The sequence below is a fragment of the Paenibacillus sp. FSL R10-2796 genome (assembly GCF_037965315.1).
In the GTDB taxonomy this organism is placed as follows: Bacteria; Bacillota; Bacilli; order Paenibacillales; family Paenibacillaceae; genus Paenibacillus_AQ; species Paenibacillus_AQ odorifer.
Genome location: NZ_CP150178.1, coordinates 1,144,128 through 1,170,148, shown reverse-complemented (window position 1 = coordinate 1,170,148; position 26,021 = coordinate 1,144,128). Strand labels below are relative to the sequence as shown.

15 protein-coding genes and 1 riboswitch are annotated in these 26,021 nt (G+C 45.7%); of the genes, 1 reads left to right on the top strand and 14 read right to left on the bottom strand.

Annotation, left to right across the window (positions count from 1 at the left end; genetic code table 11):
* Positions 1-35 precede the first annotated feature (35 nt).
* The 7 genes from NST58_RS05160 to qoxA form a co-directional block, all read right to left on the bottom strand.
* Positions 36-2,078, bottom strand: a complete 2,043-nt coding sequence (locus NST58_RS05160) for a hypothetical protein (RefSeq protein ID WP_339246581.1) — start codon at positions 2,076-2,078, stop codon at positions 36-38.
* Entirely contained in the window at positions 2,032-2,934 is a 903-nt protein-coding gene (locus NST58_RS05155; RefSeq protein ID WP_076302831.1) for an ABC transporter ATP-binding protein, read from the bottom strand. The genes NST58_RS05160 and NST58_RS05155 overlap by 47 nt, the downstream gene beginning before the upstream one ends.
* A complete protein-coding gene (locus NST58_RS05150; RefSeq protein ID WP_036680827.1) occupies positions 2,927-3,316 on the bottom strand; it encodes a GntR family transcriptional regulator in 390 nt (129 codons plus the stop codon). Before NST58_RS05150 ends, NST58_RS05155 begins: the two co-directional genes overlap by 8 nt.
* A gap of 1,604 nt (positions 3,317-4,920) precedes the next feature.
* Entirely contained in the window at positions 4,921-5,211 is a 291-nt protein-coding gene (gene qoxD / locus NST58_RS05145) for a cytochrome aa3 quinol oxidase subunit IV (RefSeq protein WP_036680878.1), read from the bottom strand.
* Positions 5,212-5,215: 4 nt separating this feature from the next.
* Positions 5,216-5,812: a cytochrome aa3 quinol oxidase subunit III gene (qoxC, locus tag NST58_RS05140; protein WP_042124373.1), complete on the bottom strand. Its 597-nt coding sequence runs from the start codon at positions 5,810-5,812 to the stop codon at positions 5,216-5,218.
* Positions 5,809-7,752 carry a cytochrome aa3 quinol oxidase subunit I gene (qoxB, locus tag NST58_RS05135; RefSeq protein WP_076129582.1) on the bottom strand — a complete coding sequence of 648 codons (1,944 nt, stop codon included), beginning with the start codon at positions 7,750-7,752 and terminating at the stop codon, positions 5,809-5,811. Before qoxB ends, qoxC begins: the two co-directional genes overlap by 4 nt.
* A 38-nt stretch (positions 7,753-7,790) precedes the next feature.
* A complete protein-coding gene (qoxA, locus tag NST58_RS05130) occupies positions 7,791-8,810 on the bottom strand; it encodes a cytochrome aa3 quinol oxidase subunit II (RefSeq protein ID WP_036680822.1) in 1,020 nt (339 codons plus the stop codon).
* Between the two features lie 487 nt (positions 8,811-9,297).
* Here qoxA and NST58_RS05125 point away from each other — a divergent pair, with 487 nt between their 5' ends.
* On the top strand, positions 9,298-10,434 hold the full coding sequence (locus tag NST58_RS05125) for a polysaccharide deacetylase (protein ID WP_076129583.1): 1,137 nt from the start codon (positions 9,298-9,300) through the stop codon (positions 10,432-10,434).
* Positions 10,435-12,069: 1,635 nt separating this feature from the next.
* Here the strand turns inward: NST58_RS05125 and NST58_RS05120 are convergent.
* The 7 genes from NST58_RS05120 to NST58_RS05090 all read right to left on the bottom strand — a co-directional run bounded on the left by NST58_RS05120 (position 12,070) and on the right by NST58_RS05090 (position 26,017).
* A complete protein-coding gene (locus NST58_RS05120; protein ID WP_076276826.1) occupies positions 12,070-13,776 on the bottom strand; it encodes a methyl-accepting chemotaxis protein in 1,707 nt (568 codons plus the stop codon).
* A 201-nt stretch (positions 13,777-13,977) separates the two neighbouring features.
* Positions 13,978-16,542 (bottom strand): DUF4430 domain-containing protein, encoded by a 2,565-nt coding sequence (locus NST58_RS05115; RefSeq protein ID WP_339246579.1) that lies wholly within the window; start codon positions 16,540-16,542, stop codon positions 13,978-13,980.
* A gap of 169 nt (positions 16,543-16,711) precedes the next feature.
* Positions 16,712-16,915: riboswitch (cobalamin riboswitch) on the bottom strand.
* 127 nt (positions 16,916-17,042) lie between these two features.
* Positions 17,043-20,039 carry a glycosyltransferase gene (locus NST58_RS05110; RefSeq protein WP_339246577.1) on the bottom strand — a complete coding sequence of 999 codons (2,997 nt, stop codon included), beginning with the start codon at positions 20,037-20,039 and terminating at the stop codon, positions 17,043-17,045.
* Positions 20,036-21,298 carry a hypothetical protein gene (locus NST58_RS05105; RefSeq protein ID WP_076129587.1) on the bottom strand — a complete coding sequence of 421 codons (1,263 nt, stop codon included), beginning with the start codon at positions 21,296-21,298 and terminating at the stop codon, positions 20,036-20,038. Before NST58_RS05105 ends, NST58_RS05110 begins: the two co-directional genes overlap by 4 nt.
* Positions 21,299-21,380: 82 nt before the next feature.
* Positions 21,381-22,022: a beta-mannanase gene (locus NST58_RS05100; RefSeq protein ID WP_076099551.1), complete on the bottom strand. Its 642-nt coding sequence runs from the start codon at positions 22,020-22,022 to the stop codon at positions 21,381-21,383.
* Positions 22,023-22,046: 24 nt separating this feature from the next.
* A complete protein-coding gene (locus tag NST58_RS05095) occupies positions 22,047-23,321 on the bottom strand; it encodes a VWA domain-containing protein (RefSeq protein ID WP_339246573.1) in 1,275 nt (424 codons plus the stop codon).
* 293 nt (positions 23,322-23,614) lie between these two features.
* Positions 23,615-26,017 (bottom strand): transcription initiation factor TFIID, encoded by a 2,403-nt coding sequence (locus NST58_RS05090; protein WP_339246570.1) that lies wholly within the window; start codon positions 26,015-26,017, stop codon positions 23,615-23,617.
* Between the last annotated feature and the right edge of the window lie 4 nt (positions 26,018-26,021).

Sequence of the window (26,021 nt, the reverse complement as noted above, 5' to 3'; positions counted from 1 at the left end):
TCTTTTACTTACCTTATTCTAAACTTATTCTTAACTTATTTCAGCAATGCTTTCAATTCAGGCGTCATATCCGATTCTTTTAACATTACGAAATCGCTATAACCCTCTTTGTACATCAACTTCACAATGTAGTTGCCATTCTCAACACCATAATGGAAATGATGGTCCAAAATATCTGTTAATAATGTCTTATCCTTCGTAACAGCCGTACGATTCTTTTCGCGTGCAAGCGCTACTCTTTGTTCAGGACTAGTAGGGTTCTTAGGTGTTTGCTCGTCCATATAATCATCTTTTATAATCTCTGCCGATTGGATATCTTCAGCTGTTATTTGTATTTTATCGGCATAACCTTTTTCGTTCATCCACTTTTCAAGCTCATGGAAAGAAGATTTCCATGGATAATTATAACCATAACTTGAAGAAACTTGATTGCTGTCCTCTTTTGCCTTTACCTCTATTTGGATATTAGCCACATCAGGTATTCCATCCTTATCTATCTGTACTTCGTAGGACATATTCAAAATTTCGCGTTTGATAATCTCCTTTAGCTCTAAAATTTCCCCGGGATCAGAGATCGCTACTTTTTTATTCCTGTTAGTAACCCACATATAATCCAGGTCTTTGTCTAAGAGAGCTAAATTATACTTTTCATACTTGTAAGCTTCGGTATCCTTAACCGCCTTGAGCTCTGATTCAAACCCCTTATTAGGGATCCAGTATTCCCTCACTAGCTTGTGACCATTCTCCAATTGATAAGCCAGAGTAAAATATTCATAAACGTATTGTTGTGAGGTAAGTTCTGGACGTACCGCAACTACCGCTTGATGGAGTTTACGGACAGCTTCTATATAATCTTTATCATCGGAAAAAGGGTTCTGCCCCATGTAGGGTGTAGTGTACAAATCATCCGTTGGGGCATACAACCGGTAGTTAGCTCCCATATATACACCGCTAATCTTATCACCGGAAGGCACTCTGGCTTCATACCCCGTAACACTTGATACCGGGATATACAGAAGTAACCCTATCATTACCGCATAAACTGCAAACTCAGCTACCATTTTACGCGTCATAATCTGCCATGTTTTCCGAACAATCATTTCTGCGGCAACATAACCAATAATGGCTCCGATGGCATATCCACCAATCACCCAGCCCATTTGCTGTTGCTTCATTTGCGCAAAATAATTACCGGCAATAAGCATGGCACATAACATAACCCCTGCTTTAAACAGTGGGTTGAAATATCCAAAGGCAATAGCCTGACCCGCTTTTTCCGTATTACGTTTACGGTATAACAGGTACGACAACCCGATAAATAGAAGTGCCAATACCCCATAAATCCATAATTCTGTATTGGTGAAGGGTTTGCCGGTAAAATAATACACGATATGAACAAAAGGAGACCATATCTGCGAAATAGAATCACGCAAGTTAGAGTTTGCATTTGCATATCCATAAAGATACATAGCTAAATGGCTGTGGATTAATGAGATCAGTACAGCAGGAAGAATAAGCAAAATATAAATGATAATTCCCTGAAGAATAGATTGGCCCGTACATATTCCCACAAAAACACTAAAGCAAAAGAGGAACAAAGTCAGAATACTAACTGTAATACACCATTGCCAAATATCTGCGCCTTGAAAAATATAAAAATTACCACTCCACGGCTTAACAACGGCAACCACCCCAGCAGTTAACCAAACAGGCAGCAATAGTAAGGTAAGTCCATTCGTCAGATGAGCTGTAAATATATGCTCTCTGCGTAAAGGCAGGCTATGCCAAAGATCTGCAGGTGATTTTGCCTGAAGGTATCGGAATAAGAATAGTCCTGCGGCAACTGGGATCGTAATGATAAACAAGGCTTGCACACTACCAGCTATGCGAAATAAATGATCAACTTCCTGCGGTTTTGCATCCGGATTGCTGCTCATGAAGAGCTGTAATGGAAGTGCAAATAATAAGCCGAGTGCATATATAATCCCTATCCAGCCATGCTGGCGGAAGTTCTGGCGAAAAATACTGCTATTAAAGTAGTAATGGCTGCGCATCATATCCGACATCCCCCATTTCATAAATAAAGATCTCTTCTAACGTTAATGGAAGCAAATCGAATACGTATGGCTCGTACACCTGAAAAGCCGCTTTGATCCGTTCACGATCCCCTTTTACAATATATAGGTTCACACTTCCCCGGCGCTCTTGATGCAGAACTTGTAACTTGGCAGCTAACGGAATCTCATGCCGTTCATCTCGGAACACCACTTGAATCTTATGTGTATCCGCCTTAAGATCATCCAGATCCTTCTCAATCAACATCTTCCCACCATGCATAATCCCGACATGATCGCACAGATCTTCAATCTCACGAAGGTTATGGGAAGAAATGATTACCGTCAACTCGCGTTCAGCAACCTCCTGAAATAGCAGGTTTTTGATCTGACGCCGCATCACCGGATCTAATCCGTCAATCGGTTCATCCATAATCAGCACATCCGGCATACAGCTTAAACATAACCAAAATGACGCTTGCCGCTGCATCCCTTTGGAGAAACGACTGAGTTTGCGTTTTTTATCGAGCTGAAATACGGTTCCCAAATCTTCAAAACGCTTCTGATTCCAGCTCGGATAAATCGAGCGATAGAAGGCCGCCATTTGCAGCATGGTGGATTGTGGGAAAAAGTAAGGAGCATCCGGCATAAAAATAACCCGTTGCTTAGTCGTCGGGTGTTCGAATACCGCTTCACCATCCACCCGCACGGTCCCCTTATCTGGAGAGTAGATGCCCGCCAATGTTTTGAGCAGCGTAGTTTTACCCGCGCCATTAGAGCCGAGCAGCCCATAAATTGTTCCTTTATGTACCGTTAAAGAGATATCGTCGACTGCCTTCTCGCCTTGAAATAACTTGCTGACTCCCCGAATCTCAATCATCACTCTTCCCTCCTTCTCTTTGCTTCTCCACTTGTTGGTACAAAGAACTAATCTCAGCTGCGGTGAACCCAAGGTATACCGCCTCCGCCATCAGCCTCAGCAACTCGTTCCGGACTTCCGCTTTTTTGATCGCATTTTGTTCTTTTTTCATCGGGGCTACAAAACTTCCTTTCCCCTGTAATGAATAGATATACCCCTCACGTTCCAATTCACGGTAAGCCTTCTGAATCGTATTGGGATTCACGGTTAGCTGCTGGGATAACGTCCTTACAGAAGGTAGCTGTTCATCCGTCTGCAAAATACCATGCAGAATCATCTCCTTGACCTTATCGGTCAGCTGCTCATAAATCGGCTTCCGACTACGAACGTCCAGTTCGAACATAACCTTCCTCCTTCCACTATCTTGCATTAAATCCATTATGATGTGTACTAACTGTACTACTATTATTAATACAGTTTTATTTATATGTCAACAAAAACATCCCCAAGATTTTCCTTCGGGGATCTATCTATCTCTTGCTATTAATCAAAATTACGTCCGATCGCGCCGAGCCAACCTCATCCACAGTAGTTTTAGGACCCTGATGACGCTGATTCCTGCTTATAAGCTCATCTGAGTCCGACAGCTCCGAGCCAACCTCATCCCCCGTGGCTTTCGGACTCAGATGACGCTATTCGTACATTATCCGCCTTTTGAGCGAAGTTTCGGACTCCAGTGCAACTATTGCCTAGAGAGACGCTCATTTGGGGCGTTTTTCATGCCAATAGCGGCTTTGAGGTCCGTTACAACTCCAAATGACGCTGTTTCATGCTTTTAAGCTCACCTGAGTCCGATCGCGCCGAGCCCCCTTATCCCCGCTAGCTTTCGGACCCAGATGCCACTATTCGCACATTTTTCGCCTATTGAGCGAAGTTCCGGACTCCAGTGCAACTATTGCCTAGAAAGGCGCTCATTTGGGGCGTTTTTCATGCCAATAGCGGCTTTGAGGTCCGTTACAACTCCAAATGACGCTGTTTCCCGCTTTTAAGGTCACCTGAGTCCGACAGCGCCGTGCCATCCTCATCCCCCGTAGCTTTCGGACTCAGATGACGCTATTCGAACATTTTTCGTCTTTTGAGCGAAGTTTCGGACTCAGTTGCAACTATTGCCCAAAAAGACGCTCATTTCGGGTGCCTTTTACACCAATAACGACCTTGTGGTCCGTTACCACTCCAAACGCCGCTGTTTCCCGCTTTTAAGATCATCTGAGTCCGATCGCGCCGCCCCCCCTTATCTCCCCCGTAGCTTTCGGACCCAGATGACGCTATTCGCACACTTTCCGCCTTTTGAGCGAAGTTCCGGACTCCAGTGCAGCTATTGTCAAGAAAGATGCTCATTTGGGGCATTTTTCACACCAATAGTGGCTATGGGGTCCCTTAGAATTCTAGATACCGTTGATTCCAGCTTTTAAGGTCACCTGAGTCCGACAGCGTTGTGCCATCCTCATCCCCCTGGCTTTCGGACTCAGATGACGCTATTCGCACATTCTTCGCCTTTTGAGCGAAGTTTCGGACTCCTATGCAGCTATTGCCCAAAAAGACGCTCATTTCGGGCGCCTTTTACACCAATAACGACTTTGGGGTCCGTTACCAATCCAAACGCCGCTGTTTCCCGCTTTTAAGATCATCTGAGTCCGATCGCGCCAAGCCGACCTTGTCTCACGGGGCTTTCGGACTCAAACGCTGCTGTTTTTAGCTTATAAGCTCCTCTGAGTCCGATCGCGCCGCCCCCCCTTATCTCCCCCGTAGCTTTCGGACCCAGATGACGCTATTTGCACATTTTTCGCCTATTGAGCGAAGTTCCGGACTCCAGTGCAGCTATTGCCTAGAAAGGCGCACATTTCCGGGCATCCGCTACAACAAACCTCCTAAATAAACGCAAAAAAAAGAGACGCCCCTAAGCCATTTTGGCTTTAGAGACGTCCCTTTGAGTATTAGTGTCTGTAATTAAGCATACCAGCCCCATACGAAGATGAAGAGCGTACCGAATATCGTAACTAGACCAACGAATAAGGCATAGGCGATATTGATGTAAAGTTCTTTCTTGGTATCTGCTGATTCACCAATATGCATGAACAGGAAGAGCTGCAAGGAAGCCTGAATGAGGGCTGTAACAAGCAGGATAGCCATGTTCGCAGTGTTGGATAGATCAAGGTAGATTACAGCAAGTGCAGCCACAGAAAGGACAAGAGAGGCTAAGAAACCCATCACATGGCGAATTGGAAACAATTGCTTCATCATGCTACATCAGTCCTTTCAGATAGACGAAGCTGAAAATAAAGATCCAGACAACGTCCAAGAAATGCCAGTACAGCGAGAAGATAAAGGATTTATTGGCCGTAGCCGGATTAATACCTTGACGCTTCAACTGGATTAGAATAGCCGCACCCCACAGGAACCCGAACGATACGTGAGCTCCGTGTGTTCCCAGCAGTACAAAAAGACTGGATAGGAAACCACTGGTTTGAAGTGTAGCCCCTTCGTGAACATAAGTGACAAACTCCGTGATTTCAATACCAAGGAAGCCGAGGCCCATTAGAAGGGTTAGTCCGAAAAAGACCATCATGGCTTTTTGGTAACCATGCCGCATGGCATGAACTGCAAGACCAATCGTGAACGAACTTGTCAGCAGCAGCAATGTTTCGATCATTACTGGACCAATTTCGAAAAGATCCGGCCCGCTAGGGCCGCTGGCAAAACGGTCTACCATTACAAAATAAACAGTGAACAACGTAGCGAACAGTGCAATCTCCGCTCCTAGAAAAACCCAGAAGCCAAAGATTTTATTACTATTCTCTTCTGTTGAGTATTCAAGCGGCTTAGACGCATCTATTTTCATACTGTCTCACCCCGCAATTTCTTTTCAGTAGCAATAACTTCTTCTGCTGGGATGTAGAATCCGTGATCCCGATCAAAGGACATAGCAGCTAGAACAATGAGGATACCTACTCCAGAGAGGATCGCTGGAATCCAAAGACTGAAGACCAGAGAGAACCCTGCAATGAAGAAGATAACACCCAGAACAAATGGTTTTCCTGTGTTGCTAGGCATATGAATCTTAGTAATCTTATCTTCAAAAAGTGGTACTTTATCTTGTTTAGCAGACCAGTAAGCATCGCGTGTTTTGACATTTGGAACCACTGCGAAGTTGTAAGCTGGAATCGGGCTTTTCGTTGCCCATTCCAAAGTACGTGCATCCCACGGATCTCCATCAGTATCTCTTGGTTCGTAACGAGTACTCCAGTAAATGTTATAAACCAGGATTACAAATCCAATAGCGAGACCGATCGCACCTACGAATGAGACCATACTCAGCGGGCCAAATCCGGTATCCGCAGAATAGGTGTATTGTCGGCGGGTCATACCCTTAAGTCCGAGAATAAACAGCGGGAAGAACGATACGTTAAAGGAAATGATAATCCACCAGAAGGCATGCTTGCCAAGACGTTCATTCAGACGGAAACCGAATACTTTAGGGAACCAGTAATGGAACCCTGCGATAACGGCGAAGACCGCACCCGGAATAAGAACGTAGTGGAAATGGGCAACCAGGAACATCGTATTATGGTACTGGTAATCGGCACTGGCCATAGCCAACATGACACCTGTTACCCCACCAATCGTAAAGATCGGAATAAAGGCCAGGGTGTATAGCATAGGTGTCGTAAAGGTTATTCGCCCTTTTCGTAAGGTAAATAGCCAGTTAAATATTTTCACACCTGTTGGTACGGCAATGGCCATGGTTGTAATCGAGAAGAAGCTGTTAACCATAGCACCTTGACCCATTGTATAGAAATGGTGAGCCCATACTAGGAAGGACAAGAGGGAAATGATCAACATACTGAATACCATGGATGTATATCCATACAGGTTCTTTTTAGAGAAGGTGGCGATAATTTCACTATAAATACCGAATGCCGGTAAGACAACGATATATACTTCAGGGTGACCCCATACCCAGAACAGGTTGGCCCATAACATATCCATACCGCCATTGGCCATCGTGAAGAATTGAGAGCCGAACAACCGGTCGAACATCATCAACGCGAGTGCAACCGTAAGCACAGGGAATGCGAATACGATAATTACGTTGGTGATCAATACGGACCAAGTAAACATCGGCATTTTCATCAACTTCATGCCTGGTGCACGCATTTTCAGAATCGTTACAATAAAGTTAACGCCTGTGAGGAGCGTACCAATACCTGAAATTTGTAGTGCGAGCGAGTAATAGTTATTACCCACCGTTGGACTGAACTCTAGACTTGCTAGCGGGAAATATGCGGACCAACCAGCATCTGGCGATCCCCCGATAACAAACGAAATGTTAAGCAGCATAGCTCCAAAGAAGAAGAGCCAGAAGCTGACAGCATTCAGACGCGGGAAGGCAACGTCTCTAGCACCGATTTGCAGCGGAACGATAACATTCATCAGACCGATAATAAACGGCATGGCCATAAAAAGGATCATAATCAAGCCGTGTGTTGTAAATACCTCGTTGTAATGCTGTGCGTCAAGAAATTTCATGTCCGGGGCTGCTGTTTGCAGCTTCATCATAATAGCGTCAACGCCGCCGCGGAAAAGCATAAGCAATGCAGCGAGGATATACATAATCCCAATACGTTTGTGGTCAACAGTAGTCAACCATTCGCGCCATAAATATCCCCATTTTTTAAAATAGGTCAGGCCGACGATAATCCCGATTGTAGCCAGAACAATACTTGCCATAGCTCCGTATATCAGGGGTTCGCCGTGGACCTTAAATTTATCCCAATCCATTAGGAATCGCTCCTTTCAAGTTGTTCAATTAACATTGACTAGTGTCCGTCATGTGTTGTGCTCTCTTCTAATGGAGAACTAGGTGTCGGCTCATCCAGTTCTGGATTAGGCTCGGTGTTGAATTCCGTCTCGCTGGATGGTGCTGGAGTCGGGTGAATTTCTTTATTATCCTGATGCTCCATACTTCCGTTATCCGTATCCATTTCAGTGCCACCATTACTCATATGGTCACCATGGCTTCCCGGAGGCGGGCTAAAGGATAAGTGAGTATTCGTATACGTTTTACGTCCGACATGTTCCATTTCCAAAAGACCTTTAAATTCATCTTCCGTCAGTGGACCCGCCGTTTCTTTAACGTCTTTCACCCATTCCTGATAGTCCTTATCTGTCATCGCAAGTGTTTCAAACTCCATGTGGGCAAAACCCTTACCATTAAAGTTCGCATTTCTTCCGACATAAGAACCTACAGTATCAGCTGAAAGATGCAAGGTTGTGATCATGTCGCTCATCGCGTATTTTTGTCCTCCCAATTGTGGGATCCAAAGACTTGAGATCGTACCGAAAGAATACAATCTGAACTCTACAGCGCGGTGAACTGGAATGTTAACGTAGTTTACTGTTTCGATACCTTCTTCTGGGTAGCTGAAATGCCATTTCCAGTTAGAGGAGGAAGCATAAATTACAAGCGGTTTCTGATCTTTATAATCCGCTGCAACATTTTCTACATCTACTGTTGTTTTGACGGTGACTACGGAGAGGAATGCCACGATAATAATCGGAATGGTAATCCAGATAGCCTCCAGCCATTTGTTTCCTTCCTCGTGAGGAGGAATATAATCTTCGTTGCTTTTTTTAGCACGGTATTTCAAAAGCACAAAGACATATAAGATGTAGACAACTGCCAGAACGCCGAGCATCATAACAATGGAGAGAATGATCGTGTCAGATAAAGTTCTTGCAGCCGGCCCCTTCGGATTCAGAACAGCGATTGAACTGCATCCTGGCAAGAGTAAAATTAGGCTGAGAAATAAAGCGTATAACGGTCCCTTTTTGTTCATGCTTAAGCTCCTTCCTTCAATACTTCTTTTATTAACCCTCAACATTAACCTTTATATATAGTAAGAATTTATGGAGAAGAAAGCAAAAGACTTATTTTTCCATTTATCCTAAAAAAGACCTTAATAATGGCGAACAAGTTAAATATGTGTGATCAATTTGTTACAAGTTTCTAATAGTATGATAAAGATCACTGTAACGGCGCTGTTTATAGGTTGAAAAATTCCGTTCAAACTTTGTTCAATAGTTTACTAAAGTTGCTAATTTAGACACATCTATTCTGCGCAAAACGGGGTGATTTTAACCATTTTTTGTTGATGCGCCAGTATTTAGCCGGAGTCGCGTGCTTTTTATGATTGTGGTTGAAATCACAGTTAACTTCTAAAAGGTAACAAATTATTCTGCTGGGGGTTACAATCTCTCAAATTTCATTCTATCAATGTATGATAAGGTAATAGACAAATATACATAGATAGGAGATTTTTGACGATGTCTTTAAAGAAAGTATGGCTATTATTAATCGTATTATTCATTGGTTCCGGATCAATACGAGCGATAGATTCAGTGAATGCAGCAGGTGCAGGCTCCCTTAGGTTAGGTGTGAACGATAAGTTAACAACTATTGAAGCAGTTTCGGTAAAAGATACCTATTACGTTCCTCTACGTGATCTATCACAGGAACTTAAGTTAACGCTAACTGGAGTGAGCGATGGGATAAAAGTTACAGGTCAGAACAGATCAATCAAACTGCTGAATGATCATGCAACAGCTACTCTAGGCGATGGAAAGACCATATCCATGAGTACATTTTTGAAAAACGGAAAAACAATGGTTCCACTGAAATTGACCTCTTATCTTGGTTTTGGAATTTCTTTTAAAGCAGATCAATATTTATTGCGTGTAAAAGATGGCTCGGCTACATTAGATGATGCAACATTTGTAAGTAAGTTTAAAAAGGAATTGAAGCCAACCGCAACTCCTGGAACTTCTACGCCAACTGTTGGGAAGCAAGGTAAGACCGTATACCTCACCTTTGATGATGGGCCAACGGCTACAACTTCTACATTGCTTGATATTTTGGCAAAATATGATGCGAAGGCAACTTTTTTCATGATCGGACCGAATATGAACCAGCATACTGCGCAAGTGAAACGGATTGCGAATGAAGGGCATGGTCTCGCATTGCATGGAATGACGCACCGGAAAGAGAAGTTTTATGCTTCACCTGCGGCTGCGCTGGGAGAGATGGATAACGATAATGCCATTTTGAAAAAGATTACAGGTCAAAGCACTACACTGATTCGTCCTCCTTATGGAAGCAAGCCTTATTTCACAAAGGCCTTTAGAGATAAAGTCTTGGCTCAAGGTTATCATCTATGGGATTGGAACGTGGACTCAGAGGATTGGAAATACAAGGATGCTAGTACGACGATCTATAATTCGGTAATGAATCAGGTTCATAAGCTGCAGAAATCGCAGACCAATCCAGTGATTCTGATGCATGATCAAAAAGCTACGCTTAAAGTACTTCCGCGTATCTTAGAGTCATTGAAAAAAGAAGGCTATACATTCCACGTCATTAGCTCAGATCTGAAACCTCTGAATTTCTGGAAGGATACACGCTGAGTTTTTCAAAAAAATCAAGAGGGAATCCCAACAGCTGTGAACTAGCTATTGGAATTCCCTCTTTTTTTGGTCTTGAACTAAACACTAATTTTTGTTTAATCCAACCACATTCATGCTCCCGAGTTTTTCTATCGGACCCAGATGACCTTAATTGCTGGATTTGCCTCTGTTTCGGGTGCTATCGGACCACATAGCCGCTATTGGTGCAAAAAACACCAGTTATCAGTGTTTTCCACACCAGCTGCACTGGAGTCCGAAACTTTGCTCCAAGGGCGATAAATGGGCAAATAGCGGCTGCTGTGTCCTAAACTTCGCTCCTATGGCGACAAATATGCGAATAGCGGCTACTGTGTAGTCCGAAACTCCACTCCCAAGCCACTAAATGAGCGAATGGCGTCTGCTGTGTCCGATAGCCTATGGGGATGAGTATGGGCCCACGCTATCGGATCCAGATGACCTTAATTGCTGGATTTAGCTATATTTCAGATGCTATCGGACCTCATAGCCGCTATTGGTGCAAAAACCACCAGTTATCAGCGTTTTCCACACCAATAGCTGCACTGGTGTCCGAAACTTTGCTACAATGGCGATAAATATGGAAATAGCGGCTGCTGAGTCCTAAACTCCACTCCCAAGCCACAAAATGAGCGAAGGGCGCCTGCTGTGTCCGCTAAACCAGTTGGGATGAGTATGAGTCCACGCATCGGACCCAGATGACCTTAATTGCTGGATTTAGCTATATTTCGGATGCTATCGGACCTCATAGCCGCTATTGGTGCAATAACCACCAGTTACCAGTGTTTTCCACACCAATAGTTGCACTGGAGTCCGAAACTTTGCTACAAAGGCGATAAATGGGCAAATAGCGGCTACTGAGTCCGATAGCAAATGGGGATGAGTATGAGCCCACGCTATCGGACTCAGATGACCTTAATTGCTGGATTTAGCTATATTTCGTATGCTATCGGACCTCATAGCCGCTATTGGTGCAAAAAACACCAGTTATCAGCGTTTTCCACACCAATAGCTGCACTGGTGTCCGAAACTTCACTACAAAGGCGATAAATGGGCAAATAGCGGCTACTGAGTCCGATAGCATATGGGGATGGGTATGAGCCCACGCATCGGACCCAGATGACCTTAAACTGGGGAATATCAAGTAGACAGTGTGTTTGAAAAACTAGAGATCAGCCGGGAACACTAGGGGTACGGGGTACGGGGTACGGGGTACGGGGTACGGGGTACGGGGTACGGGGTACAGGGTACAGGGTACGAGGTACGGGGTACGAGCATACCGATCATCTCCAAGGTTTTTATTGTTTCCACGCCTCCGTCTTACCACTAGTGTCGCTGGAGATCACATAGCATATGTTTGCCCGCAACCTGCTGAGATCAGCTTACGTCTATACGCTCCTGAGCTGCTGACCAACTTACATCTCTCCCCCCTGACCTGCTGAAACCAGCCTACGTCTATACGCTCCTGACCTACTGAGACCAGCTTACATCCCTCCTCCTTGACCAACTGAGATCAGTTGGCTCGCACTTGCTCCCAATCTGCTATAACCACAAACAGCAGAGCAGCGATCTCCGTTACTGGAGAACCGCTGCTCTGCTGTTTTAATATTATTATGAAGTCTATAGTTTGAAGCTGGACAATGTCTTTTGCAGATCTTCTGCGAGCACCGCTAAATACTGAGCTGAAGCCGACATTTCCTCCATTGCGGATAGTTGCTCCTGACTCGCTGCACTTGTGTCCTGAACACCTTCTGCACCTTTACTAGATATAACGTTGACCTGTTCCATAGCTGCTGCCACACCTTGTGATTCCATGGCGACATGAGCAACCGCTTCTCTAATCTCCGCTGTCTGTAAGGTAGCTTCTTTAATGGAAGTCTGAATCTCATGAAAAGCTTGAGATACCAGATGACTTTGAACTACGCCATTGGTGACTAGCTCAGTACCCAAAGCCATGGATTCTACTGCGCTTTCGGTTTGCTTTTGGATATGTGTAATAATATCTGTAACCCGCAAAGAACTATTTCTAGTTGCTTCCGCCAGATTACGAATTTCTCCAGCAACTACAGCAAATCCCCGTCCATGCTCACCGGCCCGTGCTGCTTCTATAGAAGCGTTGAGCGCAAGCAGATTCGTCTGTGTAGCAATACCGTTAATCGTTGTAATAATTGTATTAATCTCTTGTGACAATGTCCCCAGATTAGAAACAATCTCCTGACTCTGAGTTACACTGAGGTCAATTTCCTTCATCTGCACAATGATTTGGTCTACAGCCTCTACTCCACGATCCGATGAACCGGAAACTACTCCCATTAGATCCGACATTTCATAGCTGCTGCCCTCTACGGCTGCAATATCATTGGTCATTGCTTTTATTGAACGTGTTGTACTGTTAATGCTCTCTGTCTGTTCATCAAATCCCGCAGCAATCTCTCCAGAAGATACAGCGATCATTTGTGAAGCCAATGAGGTCTGCTCAGCACTAGCGCTCATCTCTTCCGATGAAGCTGACAGCAGTTCTGCACTCTCTGCAATCCCTTGCATCATCTTCCGCAAGCCCTGCAGCATATTGTTAAATGAACTGTTAATTTGGCCGATCTCATCCTTGGCGGTGTACGTTGCTACCACGGTCAAATCTCCATCTTCTGCCCGCTTCATTAGTCCTTGCAGTTCTTTAAGCGGTTTTGTTATCAGGCGAATGATTGCAATACTAATCAAGATACAAATCACCCAAGCGAAAGTAATCATTATGGTATTGTTTACACGCATGCTTTTAGCGGTTGCCATGGAACCTGAATTGTGTTCATCAGCATCTTTAAGCAAAGAATCACTAATTCCTTTAAGCAGATTGATCATTTTTTCACGGGATTCGTTAAATTCGCCTGAAAATACTTTATAGGCCTCTTGATTATGATTACTATCAGCAATCTTTATAATGTTATCCCGCTGTGCACGATAATCTGGCAAAAAGGACTCATACTCTTTGATTTTACTTACAATAGCAGGATCATTATACTGAATCGCTTTCACCTTGTTCATAAGTTCATTATTATCTTGAACCTTCACTTGGATACTCTCAGAAAGTTCTTTGTTTTTGCTGGCATCAACGCTAATCAAACGCTCCAAAAGATAGGATTCAATAGCCCTATTATTCGTACGCATCTGCCCTACGTAAGAAACAGGCAATAAATTTTCATTATATGTCTCATTTGTCTTTTCGGCCATTTTGTTCATTGTGATGATGCCTATGCCCCCTACAGCATTCACCATAATTACTGCGAATACCAAAAGCAGCCCTATTTTGTATTTCACTTTCAAATTTTTCATCTACACTCCGCCTTCACATTATCTTATGATCTATCTATTTTTATCGGTCGGAAGGGCTAAGAGTTTGATGATTTTTAAAATATTGTGTCGAATAAAAGTATATATTGTCATAAAACGACTTTCCTCAAATAAAAAGGGCGGGCACCCAATCCGCTATTACTCCGAATCCAAGTGTGCCCGCCTAATCAAACTTCCTCTTCCTTATTCTCCAGAGGTATAGTACCAGTACAAAGTATCACCGTTCTGCAAAATATAACTGTCTGCACTGATGCTTGGATCCGCATCCCGGTTCGTTTTATACTTCCATCCGCTGCTTGGGCCTCCATCAAATTCAGCCAACCCGTCAATAGATTTCACGTAGATGCTTCCAGCGTTGCCGGATGATACTACCTTAGTCCCTAATTGACTGACTAGTAAGCTATAAGCCGTTTCGCCCTCTTTTAGAGCTACTGTTGTACTGGCTAGGATGGTTCCTTTCCGGCTATCTCCAATCACTGAGAGGGTAGCGGTAGCTTTTGCTGGAGCAATAACAGACGATCCGACAGTCAGAGACTGAGTATAACGCGCTACGCTCGGTACGCTATCTTTAGCATAACCGGTAACAGTTATTGTATAGCTATTTGCTGGGAGACCCCCATCAACAACAGCCATACCTTGTTCATTCGTGATTACCTTCTTATCACCAACCGAAACCTGCACACCTGCAGCCGGTGAGATAACCGGATCAGAAGTGAAGCTTTCCTGATTCCACACCCACTTTTTCTGTGAAACCTTTACAGTAAAAGCTTCATTAGCTTTTGGGTGTGATGGGGAAAGCACCACAGCATCTACAACCTGTGTATTTTCTCCTGCATAATAGACAAGCACACGATCGGATTCCTGTAGTTCGAACGCATCCATACCCACACTTGGATATATCCACTCCCCGCCGCGTGATACCACGAAGCTCCACCATCCGTCGTAAGTACCTTGCGAAACTCCATGGATACCTGATACAAAGTTGCCATAAGACGATTTGGTGATATCTACTTTAAAATCATCGGTAGACCCTAGTTGTTGCAACGCTTCAAGGGCATTGGAGGCTTTCAAAGTCCCCTCACTAATCAACCCTTCCGGGCCTTCAACGGTTAGCGAAGCTGTTACATTCTTAGAAATCACTTTTAGAGCTTTTGTATATTTAGCAATCGTTGGGGCTTTGCCTTCACGGTAGCCAGTTACAGTCAGTGTATAGTCACCTGCGGGCACATTTCCTGAGAATACGGCCTCACCTTTAGCATTCGTCGTTACCTTGTGAGCTCCAATTTGGACCTGAACACCCGCAGCTTTTGCAGTTACAGGAGAGGAAGTGTTCGTAGCAGCGTCCCATTTCCACGTCTTACTAGTTACAGTGACGGTAAAAGAATCGCCCTCTTTAAGATTTGCTTTGGAAAGCGTAACGGAATCCACAAGCTTAGTGTCATCTCCGGCATAATAAACCAGTACCTGATCTGAATCTTTAAGTACAAAATCACTCATGCCTACATCGGGATTAATCCATTTTCCGTCACGTGATACAACATACATCCATCCGTCATAACCACCAAAGCTTCCAGCAACAATATTTCCAATGCCAGTCACATAACTGCCTGAAGGATTCGTGATCGGCAAGTTCGTTTGAAGCGCCAGCTTCTCTAACGCTCCAAGTGCGTTGCCAGCATAGGCGTACCCTTGTGCCAACGTAGCCCGTGGTCCCTCAATCGTTACAGGGGCGTAGATGAGTGAGCTCTGAATGGAGGATTTGGAAAAATCGTATAGCTTACTGTTGCTTCCTTTATACAGCAAATTATAGGCAACCAGCGCCTGAAGCCCTTGCTCTGTCGCCAGAATATTACTGCTTCCACCACGGCTATGGGTGAAGCTACCATCAGCTAGACGATAGCTAAGCAGGTTCTCCATTAGATCCACTTTGTTTTTGGTGTATTCTAATCCACTAGGATCAACTCCGAAGGATGTGAGTCCAAGGATTGCTTGTGCGCTACTTTCAGCACTGTCACCGTAACCCCCATGGCTATCTTGAGCTGCAGATAACCAAGCTACGGCTTGTAGCCCTGCTAAGTAGGCTTCGGGATTATTTTTATGTGCCGCCAGAGCCGTCAAGGTTATCGCTGTCATATCAGGCTCACTTGCGCCTGAGGTTAGTGCAAAGCCCCCATCCGGATTCTGTTTGGAGAGAATCTCCGTAAGGAGCTTATCCGCCGTCCATTTCGCGTCACTTGGGATATTATATTTACCAGAATCCAGCGCAAGTAAAGCATATACCGGATTATTAAGCGTCTGTTCACTGATCTTGCTATTATTATAAATTTTCTCAATCAGATTATAGCCAGGAGTCGTTCCGTTACCAGCAAAGCTAGTAGGATCTGCACCAATCGCTCTCACTGCGAGCACGATTCGAGCATAATCGGTTACATTGGTGAAATCGCCAGATGCATCCTTTACTTTTTTCTCAAGCTCTGAAAGGTAACTAGCCGGCAGCTTGTACCCTGCTTGCGCTAATCCAATGGCTTGCCAATCCGATTGCACGCCACCTTTCAAGAGATATTCTGCAGCCGCATAAGTCGCATCCGCAACATTAATCCGCTCCGCGGCAGTTGCCTCCAGACCGGCGCCAGCGCTCGCTTCTGCAAATATTTGTCCCGCCGGAGCAAGAGATGTTCCTAGAATTGAAATGACCATGAATAAGGCCAGCCCAAGTGCTACAAACTTGGAAGACATGATTTTCTTCATTGTTTAACCTCTTTCTGTATAAGAATGGGTACTGCCGGGAATAAGACGCATAACATAAAGACCGCCCCTTTGGAGGGCGGTCAGGGAAGATTACAAATTGAGGCTGCGGCGCTTGTTTCCTGCCAACAGTCCATCTGTATATGTTCCACATTCTTACCCCACGAAGAATAGAAACGCTCACGAAAAAGGCAGGTCTCCTGGCTAATGCTTCATCGCTGTTCTTCACCTTCCCACCCTACCTTCGGGGCAGTGGCTTATAGAAGAAACGCTCCGCACATACAGTGGCGGGACCGCGCCGGACTCTTGCACCGGACTTCCCTTTTAAGCAGACGACTAGATTGATAGAGTCTGCACCTTTTCCAGTATGTAGTATCTTATTTTGACATCCATAATCATATCTATTAATACATAGCATGTCTATAGAAAAGCTTAGTATGGGCAGCAAAAAAATGAACAGCAATACGCCACCTTCCGGTAGTTATTGCTGTTCAGAAAGCTTGTTATTCGACTGTTCCATCCGGACTTGCAGTCGGGGAGGGTTCAGCACTTGAATCAGAAGCTGGTGGAATATTAGGATCGGGATCTACGATCAATGTAAATCTTCCGGCTTTGATCATACTTTTCTCTAGAATTGTCGCTCCAGACTCCAATGTAACCTCAACCTGATAGGAAGGTTGTTCACCTTCAGTCACAGCTGTTGCGGAAGGCAACCCAGTGCTGTTCTCAGTATCAGAGGAAGGCGTAGTGGACGGAGAAGCATCAGCTACAGCGTTAGTAGAGTCTGCACCTTCTGCTGTTCCTCCAGTAGTGCCAGCGGCATCTGACTCGTCAGCAGCGTTTCCCTCATCCGTCCCATCCGTTGACGGCACTGGACAAGTCCCATTTGTAGCAGCGACCTTAAAGCTTTTATCTATCTCTGTAGACGAAGACATTAAACTAACCTCAGTCGGTTTAAACTGCACACAGTCATCTGCACTTGCGAAGGTGAACACCAATATGCTGCTCCCCTTATCTCCTTCGACGCTCTGATCCTTCAAGTATACTGAAGCCGGAGGCAGCATATTGCCTGCACTCTGAACAGGGGTCGGCTCAGGGCTTGTCCCCGGCAGAGCCGTCTTCGTATCATCCGGACGCAGCATACTGAATACGATAATTGCAATAATCACCAGAATACCCGTAATGGAGCCGGAGATTAAGAGTCGAAATCGGCTGCGGCTGATCCAGCGCGCCAGCGGGGAAGCCAGTTGGGAGCGGGCTTCATTGTACACATTTTGCAGAGCAGGCCGAGCTGCCGCGACATAGTTCTTTCGGAATTCCCGATTCTTGAACGCTTCACGATCACTGCTCAGGAAATACTTCAGAATCGCCTTACGGTAACCCGGTTGCAGCTTTTTATTCGAAACCGTAAATAAAGGATTGCCTTGCGACCAAGCAAAAAACCGATAGATGATTTCTTTGTCGGAACCGGCTTTACGCTTTAACAGCTCCAGAAGCGCATCGTAATCCAGCGGACCCCTTTCACGCTGAGTTGTATAGTAAAAGGCTAGCGGAAGCCGTTCAAAGGGTTCCAGAACACGCGCCTCTTTTAGCAAACGACGACCCAGTAGCTGCACATCGTCTAGTTCCTGCGGAGACAATCCTGTAAAAATCTCCTCATTCGGCTTCTCTTCACCAAACCAGCGGTAAGCGGCACGCAGCGCATTCTCTTTCTGCTTGCTAATCCTATCCAGTGGCGGCTGCCAATCGACAACATTACCATACCGTAAAAAAACTACCTCCAGAAGCTCCTCCTGCGTCATATCAGAAAGCGATAAGCGGTTCAGTAAGAATCTATCTGCTGAAGCAGCAAGATCCTGCATTAGGGAGAGTGCCTTAGGAGCAACTCCTGTTCCTTTGCGGCGATCTTTTTCTGCCTTATCTACAATTTCATGAATTTCCGCCACAGAAGCCACCGGATCATGCTCCAGCTGGAGCTTTTCTAGCAAATAATCCTTCACAGCATTTTGAGCAAAAGACTGCTCTAACGCCACTGGCAGGAACCGCCCCCAATGGAGCACAAAGCTCAGAATATCCGCAGATCTGGACGCCGCAGCTAGTCTTGATTCCATATAAGGCTCAAGTAGCTGCTTACGGAAATAAGTTTCAGACATCACGCGCTGGAAGTAAGCTGCACTTAACTCATCATTACTCTCAATGATCCCGTAAGCAGCACTCAAAATATCCTTGCGGCCCGCTTCCACACTATGAAGCATCCCATTGATGAAATAATCCACGATTCTGACCCTGTAATTGTGATCTTTAAGTACAAAATACTCTTTAAAGCATTCCATAATCGCCGGATCTGGCACATTTCTTTGCCGAATCAGATCAAATTCCCGGTCAAACCGTTCTAAGAAAATATCATTCAAGCGGATTCTAGAATGAATTGCTCCGTCTGGTTTAAGGTAAGAAAGCAAACCACTTAGCACCGCACTCTTGTTTTCCGTATATAAATGCTCGTTCCCTTGCTCAATCTCATAAAATATAGCCAGCTCATTATAGAAAGAAAGGGTTAGCTTGTGCTCAGGACTCTCTCCACGCAGAATCTGATCGGCGAAGCTTACGAAGTCGTTAATATCTCCTGGATTCAGCAGTAATAGCTTCCACACCAAATCAGCATAAGGCTGGCGGGTCTCGCCAAAATCGACATTCCCCATCCGTCCGGAAGCCAAATCAAAGGTATAATCCTTCTCAATACTGCGGTCACCGGGACGAAGTGAACCTTTTTCCACAAAGCTAAGATGTATATATTTACGGCTTTGCGGTTCATTCGCATAGGTAATCACGCCTAATCTACGGCGGAATTCATACGGCAGCACGCTATACAGAATTTCTGTAAGTTCCACCGCCCGCGCAGACAACTCGGTGATAGGTACGTTTAGAGCCACGTAGATTTTTTTCTTACCTGCTACAGAGAGCATCAGCGCTTGCAATAACGCCTTGAATATCCCTTCATCAATCCCTAACAAGCGTAAGCCTGCGATTGGATCAGGGCTGCGGTCTGTGCGAACAACTGGAATAGAGGGCAGCTCCGGCAAGGTTCCACCAAGCTCTCCAGTATAACGCTCTGCAAAATCAGCATGCAGCCAGTCTCCATAGCTCTGCACAATTTCTTCGGAACGTGAAGCAGGAACTACATAGTTATGTGCAAAAAAAGCGCTTCGTTGGCCTGTGAAATCGGCCGTTTGATAACGACTAAGCCCAATAACTGTATCCCCGTTCTCGGCATGAAATAGGTGCAGCGCACCAGGATATGCAGCCTCATCCTTCTCCCCACGCGCGGTTAACTCTGCAGGAGCATCGTAGAGGCAGAAGGGATGAAGGATTTTTTTCACAAAATTATTGTCTAGACTATCTGATTTCGCTACCGTATCGAAGCCTTCTGTGGAACGAAACACTCCGCGACGTTCGCGGGTGTACATCTGTTGGGCGATTGTTGACCCTGAGAAAACATTCACGGGCCGTCGCTCCCCTCAATATACTTCAGCTTATGCAGCAGCCAAATAAAAGGCTCGTCTACACGAATCGGGCTTACTACACCCTCAATCTTTTGATTCACAGGGTTGCTGCCCAACGCAGATACTGCAAAATAACCCGTATTCGCGAAATAAACATCCATCGTATCTTTAAAGGGTCTGTCCACCTTACCAATAAATCTGCGAATTTCCCCGTCGATATTATGGAACTCGTCCATGTTTAATGTTTTGCGGTGAACATAGTTATTGAACACATTGCTGTTAGACTTGATGTAATCGCCATCTTCATCCTTGAGTGAATGCAGCATATCACTTTTGGCAAGCACAACCGCTGTTGGAATGTCTGTTTTGCTCTTTTCCTGATAGGCAATAAAATCACCGAACATCGTCAGCACCACATCGCGCGGCTCGTCATATTGTGAGACCCATTCTCCCGGGCGGTCACCGATGTTAATATGAATTTTTTCACGGATAGAACGGATTTGCAACGGATCGACCATAAACAGAATACCCGCAGAGTTCTTGATATGCTGACCATGAAGTCCAAGATAATCCTGATCCACCATCCCCTCACCTGCTACATCAAAGAATACAAGTGTCAGTGGCGGTTTATTTTCATCCTTAAAGACAAATTGAAAGATAAAAGGCTCCTGCATTTTTTCCTTCTGTGTAGAAGCCAGCAGATCCCCACGCTCAAAAAGCGGTTCCTCATATAATGTACGGAACTTACGGCTAATCTCTGCATTAAGCGGCATACAAGCGGCATCAAAATGACCTGCTGTAGTATGCTGCAATGTGTGGATCAGCGAGGTCATATACACCGATTTCCCGACTTGGGATGCCCCGATAATCGAGATGATGTTACTTGGCACCTTCCCGGCAGTCACCGGCAGCTCATTATGGCAGGACGGGCAAAGCCGTCTGCGTGTAAGCACACCGTAACGATCCGTAAGCCCAGTTAACACATGATCCGTGTAATGATGATATTCTTCCGGAATATCCGCCGGGTTGATAATCGCTTCTATGTCATCTACCGTATCGAGCCCGAAGCGCTCACGGTATTTGTTCAAGGCGTCATCCTCACCCAATGCGTAATTTTCATCGTCCTCCCGGCTGTGCATAGCCCGAAAGACGACATCCTCCGGAGAGAACTTGGTGAAGCAATACGGACACACTATATCGTAAAAAAGCGGCCGCGGCTCCGGCTGATTCTTTTTCATAAAACGGCTAAAAAAAGACATCTACTCATCCTCCCAAAAGTTGTATCTACGTACTTGCTATGAACGCACTGCTCATTACCCGCTTGTACGCGTAGACCAAGTCTCACTCCGGTACCAATTCGTAATAAAGCCCATATTTCTTGCCATCGGTGAAAAAGATGCGTACAAAATCATCCTTACCGATTTCAATCGGCGGAAGTACATTGCGTCCAGGAGCGAAATCCTGGACGAAGGGAAAGAGAATACCATCCTCTTTCCCTGCCGGATGCCCTCCACGTTTCTTGACATAACAGAGGACATCCCGTGCCACGGGCACTTCTGCCGTAATCGCCATATGTACGGTCTTTTGTTTTCCGAATAAGGCCTTTTTTTGTTGAATGGAATAATAGATCCGGGCTTTGCCTGCACTGACCATCACCCGGTTCACACCATCATTTTGCCTCACCAGGGCAGTCTCACCGTTCTCAGCAAGACGAGCAAATATCGTATAGGATATCAATCCGATCTCATCCAATCGATCACGATAACCATTGTTAGATTTGTATTCCTCACGAGTGTAGAGCTTCATCCCGATCGGCGGATCATCTCCGGTTCCCATGTCAGCCGCTTCTGCGGAGGTTTTGTGGATGTACACCGCCTGCACGCCGTCCGGCCAGCGCCATCTCAGCGTACAGAATCGGTCATCCACTTGGGATGTCACATCCGTTATTCCCGGAGCGGAAGCATTAACCTCGGCGTACCTCATTACTGTAAACCCCTTTCCGCTACACTAGAATCCTTTGCTGTTCCGGCTTCTGCGCCGACCCGGAAAGTTATCCGATGCTGGTGCAGGCGCTGCGTTATTGTTTCTTCTATTTCGATAAATACGTCCTTCTCCTACCGGAATGACGCCTGTAAATAATGCAATAATAGCAGCTAATATAAGAACAGCCAGAAGACGAATAAGACTATCTGTAAAGGAGTCACCGCTAAGTCCAAATTCCAGAATCAGTCCTGCGAACAAGCCTGATATTACGCCGCCAATCCCAAAGCTTTTAGCCAAATGACGGTTATCAAACATAATTCCCAGACCTAATCCAAGCGCAGCTCCCATCAACATCAGTGACAAAATACGAACCGCAGCATAATAAGGACTGTCTGCCGTTGAATCACTGCGCTCAGTTAGCAGCGTCCGATCTCCCAGACGGTCATAGATCTGCTGGAACACATCGCCCAGTAGGGCTGAATCCTTGACATCATAATAGTGTCCGCCTGTCACTCTCGCAATATCCTGCAACAGCTGAGTGCCTGCTGGATCATTCAAGCCCAGACCAATGGTATTCACGGCAATGCCGCGCTCTACATAAGCCTGCAACTCTCTTGTGGTATCGAAATTACTCACTCCGTCAGACAACAAGATGACCATGGCTCCTTGGTCTTTTTTGCCGTCACTGTCAATCTCCTTGAGTGCCTCCGAGACCGCACCGCTAATATTCGTACCGCCTTCGGTTGGCTGCAGATTATCGATTGCAGTCAGCACCTTCTCACGATTCTCCGAATTTGAAAGTGGCGTTAAAGGTTGGACAACTACAGCTTCGTTGTTAAAGGTCACCACGGCTACCTTATTGTCAGTGTCCATTTTTGTAATTAACGCTTTTGCTGCGGAATACCGGCTATTATCGGGATCACTCTGTGTCATACTGCCTGAGTCATCGATAGCCATTACTACATTCTTAACTGGTCTGGCTCCGCCAAAATTCAGCTCATAAACAAACTCCGTTAAAGCTCCAACACCAAGTGCAAGAACAATCATCAGAGGCAGCAGCTTCCACGATAACCCCAGATAGCGCTGCTTCCATGAAGCTCCGTTCAGTCGTGGCGAGATCATCTCTGCAAGCAGGCAGCCTACACCGACTCCCATCGCCACAATGGCAAAATAAATACCCACAAGCAGGATGGAAGGCAGATCGTTATACCAGCTTAGCAGCCATTCGCCAAAAAGAAAGGCGACCCCGCCGCCGATCAGACTGAAGAAGAGCAGCAGCAGATTGATTTTTCTCTGCATCGTTATACTTCCTTTCCGGGTAAAATCTGAATTGTACTCTTATCCTTTAAACATTCCGGGGGTTATGCTGCCTGATAAACGGGCTACCCGGATGTGTTATCATCCCCCAGATTGCACTTTGTGCAATAGAATGGAATAGGAGAAACATCTATTTCTATTCTATTGCATAGTGTGCAGTGGAAATAAGGAGAAATGTCCCTATCCCGGAACTCTAATTAAGAGTTATATCCGATGACTCTATTGCACAAAGGCAATAAAGGGACTCAAAGTGAGGGGACCTATCTATTACGCCATCAGCGCATCTCAGGAAGCTGATCTTCACTCAGCCCATGGAGCTGATAGCCATTCTGAGCATAAGTCTCATAATAGACCTTACCGTTGCGATAATAGAGCAGGTCCTCTAAATGAAAGCCGCCCATCAGGTTTAGCTTCTCCACTCCGCTCCTCCGCTGCTCATGCACGAATCCTAACCGGTAAATCCGGGTTGTCTCATCTACTCCAAAGGCGTAGCGTAGAAACTCTGATGAACTGTCTCCGAAGAAATATTTCTCCTCATGACGATGCTCTTGCGTATATTCGAATAACCGAACATTAATGGCCGCGCACTCTTCTAAATTATGATACAAGCGCTTGAACAGCTCTTCCCTCGATAGAACCTGACGATTCTCATAGGCTGCCGCAACATTTGCACGCCGCAGAAGCTCTTCCTCAAAAGATAAATTGAAAGGTTCTGCTGTCAGCAGCTCCCGACGGCAAATATCAATCAAACGCTCAATCACAGCTTCTTTCCCTTGTTCTAAGAGCTTGGAGATACTGCCCATGTACTTCTCACTGAAGAATATTCCAGGTCCACGCCGGGTTTCGATATCCTTCATCACTTCTTCTGTGACTACGCGGTAGTATTCCATTACGTTCTGGCCCGTTGTTTCGTTTGTTCGCCCAATGCTGTCCATAACAGTAATACGCAATTCTTCCTCCAAAGTCTCCATAGCTTTCACACGGGCCATACTTTCCATATGAAGCTGCTCAAGTGCAGATTCCAAACGACTGCATAGGGCAAGCTCACTTTCTAGGCCCAATAGTTCATATTTTTTGCCATATACGGCTGAGAATAAATAATGAATGAAGTTACGTACTGTTCTTTTATCAAAAAGCGGCACACGCTGGAACGGCTGGCGCTCCACGCTTTCTGCGTAAAGGTCCTCAAGCTCCTCCTGCATGGAGAGAATCGCGGAACGCAGGCCTGCCATATGCTGACGTAAAAGATGGAGCACACTTCCGGCTTCATCACGATCTGCCGTCCACTCCGCAAGCTGATAAAAGCTTACCGCTGGCGTAGATGTTTCCTGTGCCGCCAGCATAGTGCGCCATTGGCGTAATGGATTCATTCCCTCTACTCTCCGGTTTGACTCTGCCACAAAGTTATTGCGGAAATAAGCTTCGCCCCCGTCACCGAACAACTGCCGTTCAGCTTCACGAAGTGACAGCTGCTTCAGTTCATTATAGGTAGGGCGTCCGTGACTCATTAACCCCGTCATTTCATTCAGGCCGTCTTTCTCCGGAAGTAGGTGTACCGCGTGTTCCCGCAAGCTGTCAGGGTCCAGCCCTAACAACGCCTGCCGTTCACGTATAGTCCACGAACTGCCCTCACGCATATCGGAGACAAGCCGCCGAAACGCATGATACAGCACCGCCAAAGCAATTTGAACATTAGGTCTTCTTACCCCGGAAAAGCCAGCAGAGGCGTAGCCTTGTCTTCCAGTGCTGCCCCTGATGCCGCTTTTGAAGGTCATATTGTTATATCCGCCATGACCAGTAGCCTGATCAGAAGCCGGGCGGACCCGATTTTTGAGCAGACTAATATGAGAAATAATCTCGTAGTTGTCATCCATACCGTGTGCAGACATCATACCGCGCTCATTCTTATCGGAGAGCAGATACACAAGGTCAAATAATGCGGAAGGACCATGGGCAACTGGAATCGACAGACCGTCTTCCGTCACAAGTAACGGCGCATTAAACTTATAGTCCGTAGCTTGCATTCTGTCCAATTCACGCAGAAAAGCCAGCCCTACTGAGCTGGAATATCCAAAATTATCCCCTTGCTCCCGCTCATTGATCAGAGCGTAGAGATCTGTCTGTACGGACTTAAAGGACTGGCCGAGTACAGCACGAGCCAACAGTGTAATTTCCGGCAGCAATACATTAAGCGGATCATCAACCCGCGTAATGATAGAGAGATGGATGACGTCAAAAGATGAATATAGACGTCCATAATCCGCTATACTGTTGCTCAGCCGCCGGATAACTTTATTCATTTCAGCAAGATAACGTGTATCCTCATGAAACTTGCGGTAAAGTTCATGACGCACAGTGCGTGGATCTGACCCTGCCGTTTCCGGCAAGGCCATGGCCAGCACCCGGTCTTTTCCTCCCGCAACAGATCCACTTATACTTCCGTCTATTCCTTCTTTTGCCGCACCTGACACAGCATGTAATGCCATAACACCGCCGGCGTTATCCCATTTTCGTTCGCAGCTATCCAGCACCGGACCGATGGCCGGAGCAACCTTGTCGCCTACGAACAGAAACAGGGCAGGGTAATGGATGCTGCTGCGTCCATCCCCTTTGCTGCGCTGTGCCTCTTCCTGTACCGCATATTGTTCACCATAAGATAATGCCTGTGTTTTGATCATAGGC

Coding starts and splice junctions, on each gene's coding strand:
- NST58_RS05105 (WP_076129587.1), bottom strand. CDS start 21,298: ATGTCTTTTTTTAGCCGTTTTATGAAAAAGAATCAGCCGGAGCCGCGG.
- NST58_RS05150 (WP_036680827.1), bottom strand. CDS start 3,316: ATGTTCGAACTGGACGTTCGTAGTCGGAAGCCGATTTATGAGCAGCTG.
- NST58_RS05090 (WP_339246570.1), bottom strand. CDS start 26,017: ATGATCAAAACACAGGCATTATCTTATGGTGAACAATATGCGGTACAG.
- qoxA (WP_036680822.1), bottom strand. CDS start 8,810: ATGAACAAAAAGGGACCGTTATACGCTTTATTTCTCAGCCTAATTTTA.
- qoxB (WP_076129582.1), bottom strand. CDS start 7,752: ATGGATTGGGATAAATTTAAGGTCCACGGCGAACCCCTGATATACGGA.
- NST58_RS05100 (WP_076099551.1), bottom strand. CDS start 22,022: ATGAGGTACGCCGAGGTTAATGCTTCCGCTCCGGGAATAACGGATGTG.
- NST58_RS05155 (WP_076302831.1), bottom strand. CDS start 2,934: ATGATTGAGATTCGGGGAGTCAGCAAGTTATTTCAAGGCGAGAAGGCA.
- NST58_RS05125 (WP_076129583.1), top strand. CDS start 9,298: ATGTCTTTAAAGAAAGTATGGCTATTATTAATCGTATTATTCATTGGT.
- NST58_RS05115 (WP_339246579.1), bottom strand. CDS start 16,542: ATGAAGAAAATCATGTCTTCCAAGTTTGTAGCACTTGGGCTGGCCTTA.
- NST58_RS05160 (WP_339246581.1), bottom strand. CDS start 2,078: ATGAAATGGGGGATGTCGGATATGATGCGCAGCCATTACTACTTTAAT.
- qoxC (WP_042124373.1), bottom strand. CDS start 5,812: ATGAAAATAGATGCGTCTAAGCCGCTTGAATACTCAACAGAAGAGAAT.
- qoxD (WP_036680878.1), bottom strand. CDS start 5,211: ATGAAGCAATTGTTTCCAATTCGCCATGTGATGGGTTTCTTAGCCTCT.
- NST58_RS05095 (WP_339246573.1), bottom strand. CDS start 23,321: ATGCAGAGAAAAATCAATCTGCTGCTGCTCTTCTTCAGTCTGATCGGC.
- NST58_RS05120 (WP_076276826.1), bottom strand. CDS start 13,776: ATGAAAAATTTGAAAGTGAAATACAAAATAGGGCTGCTTTTGGTATTC.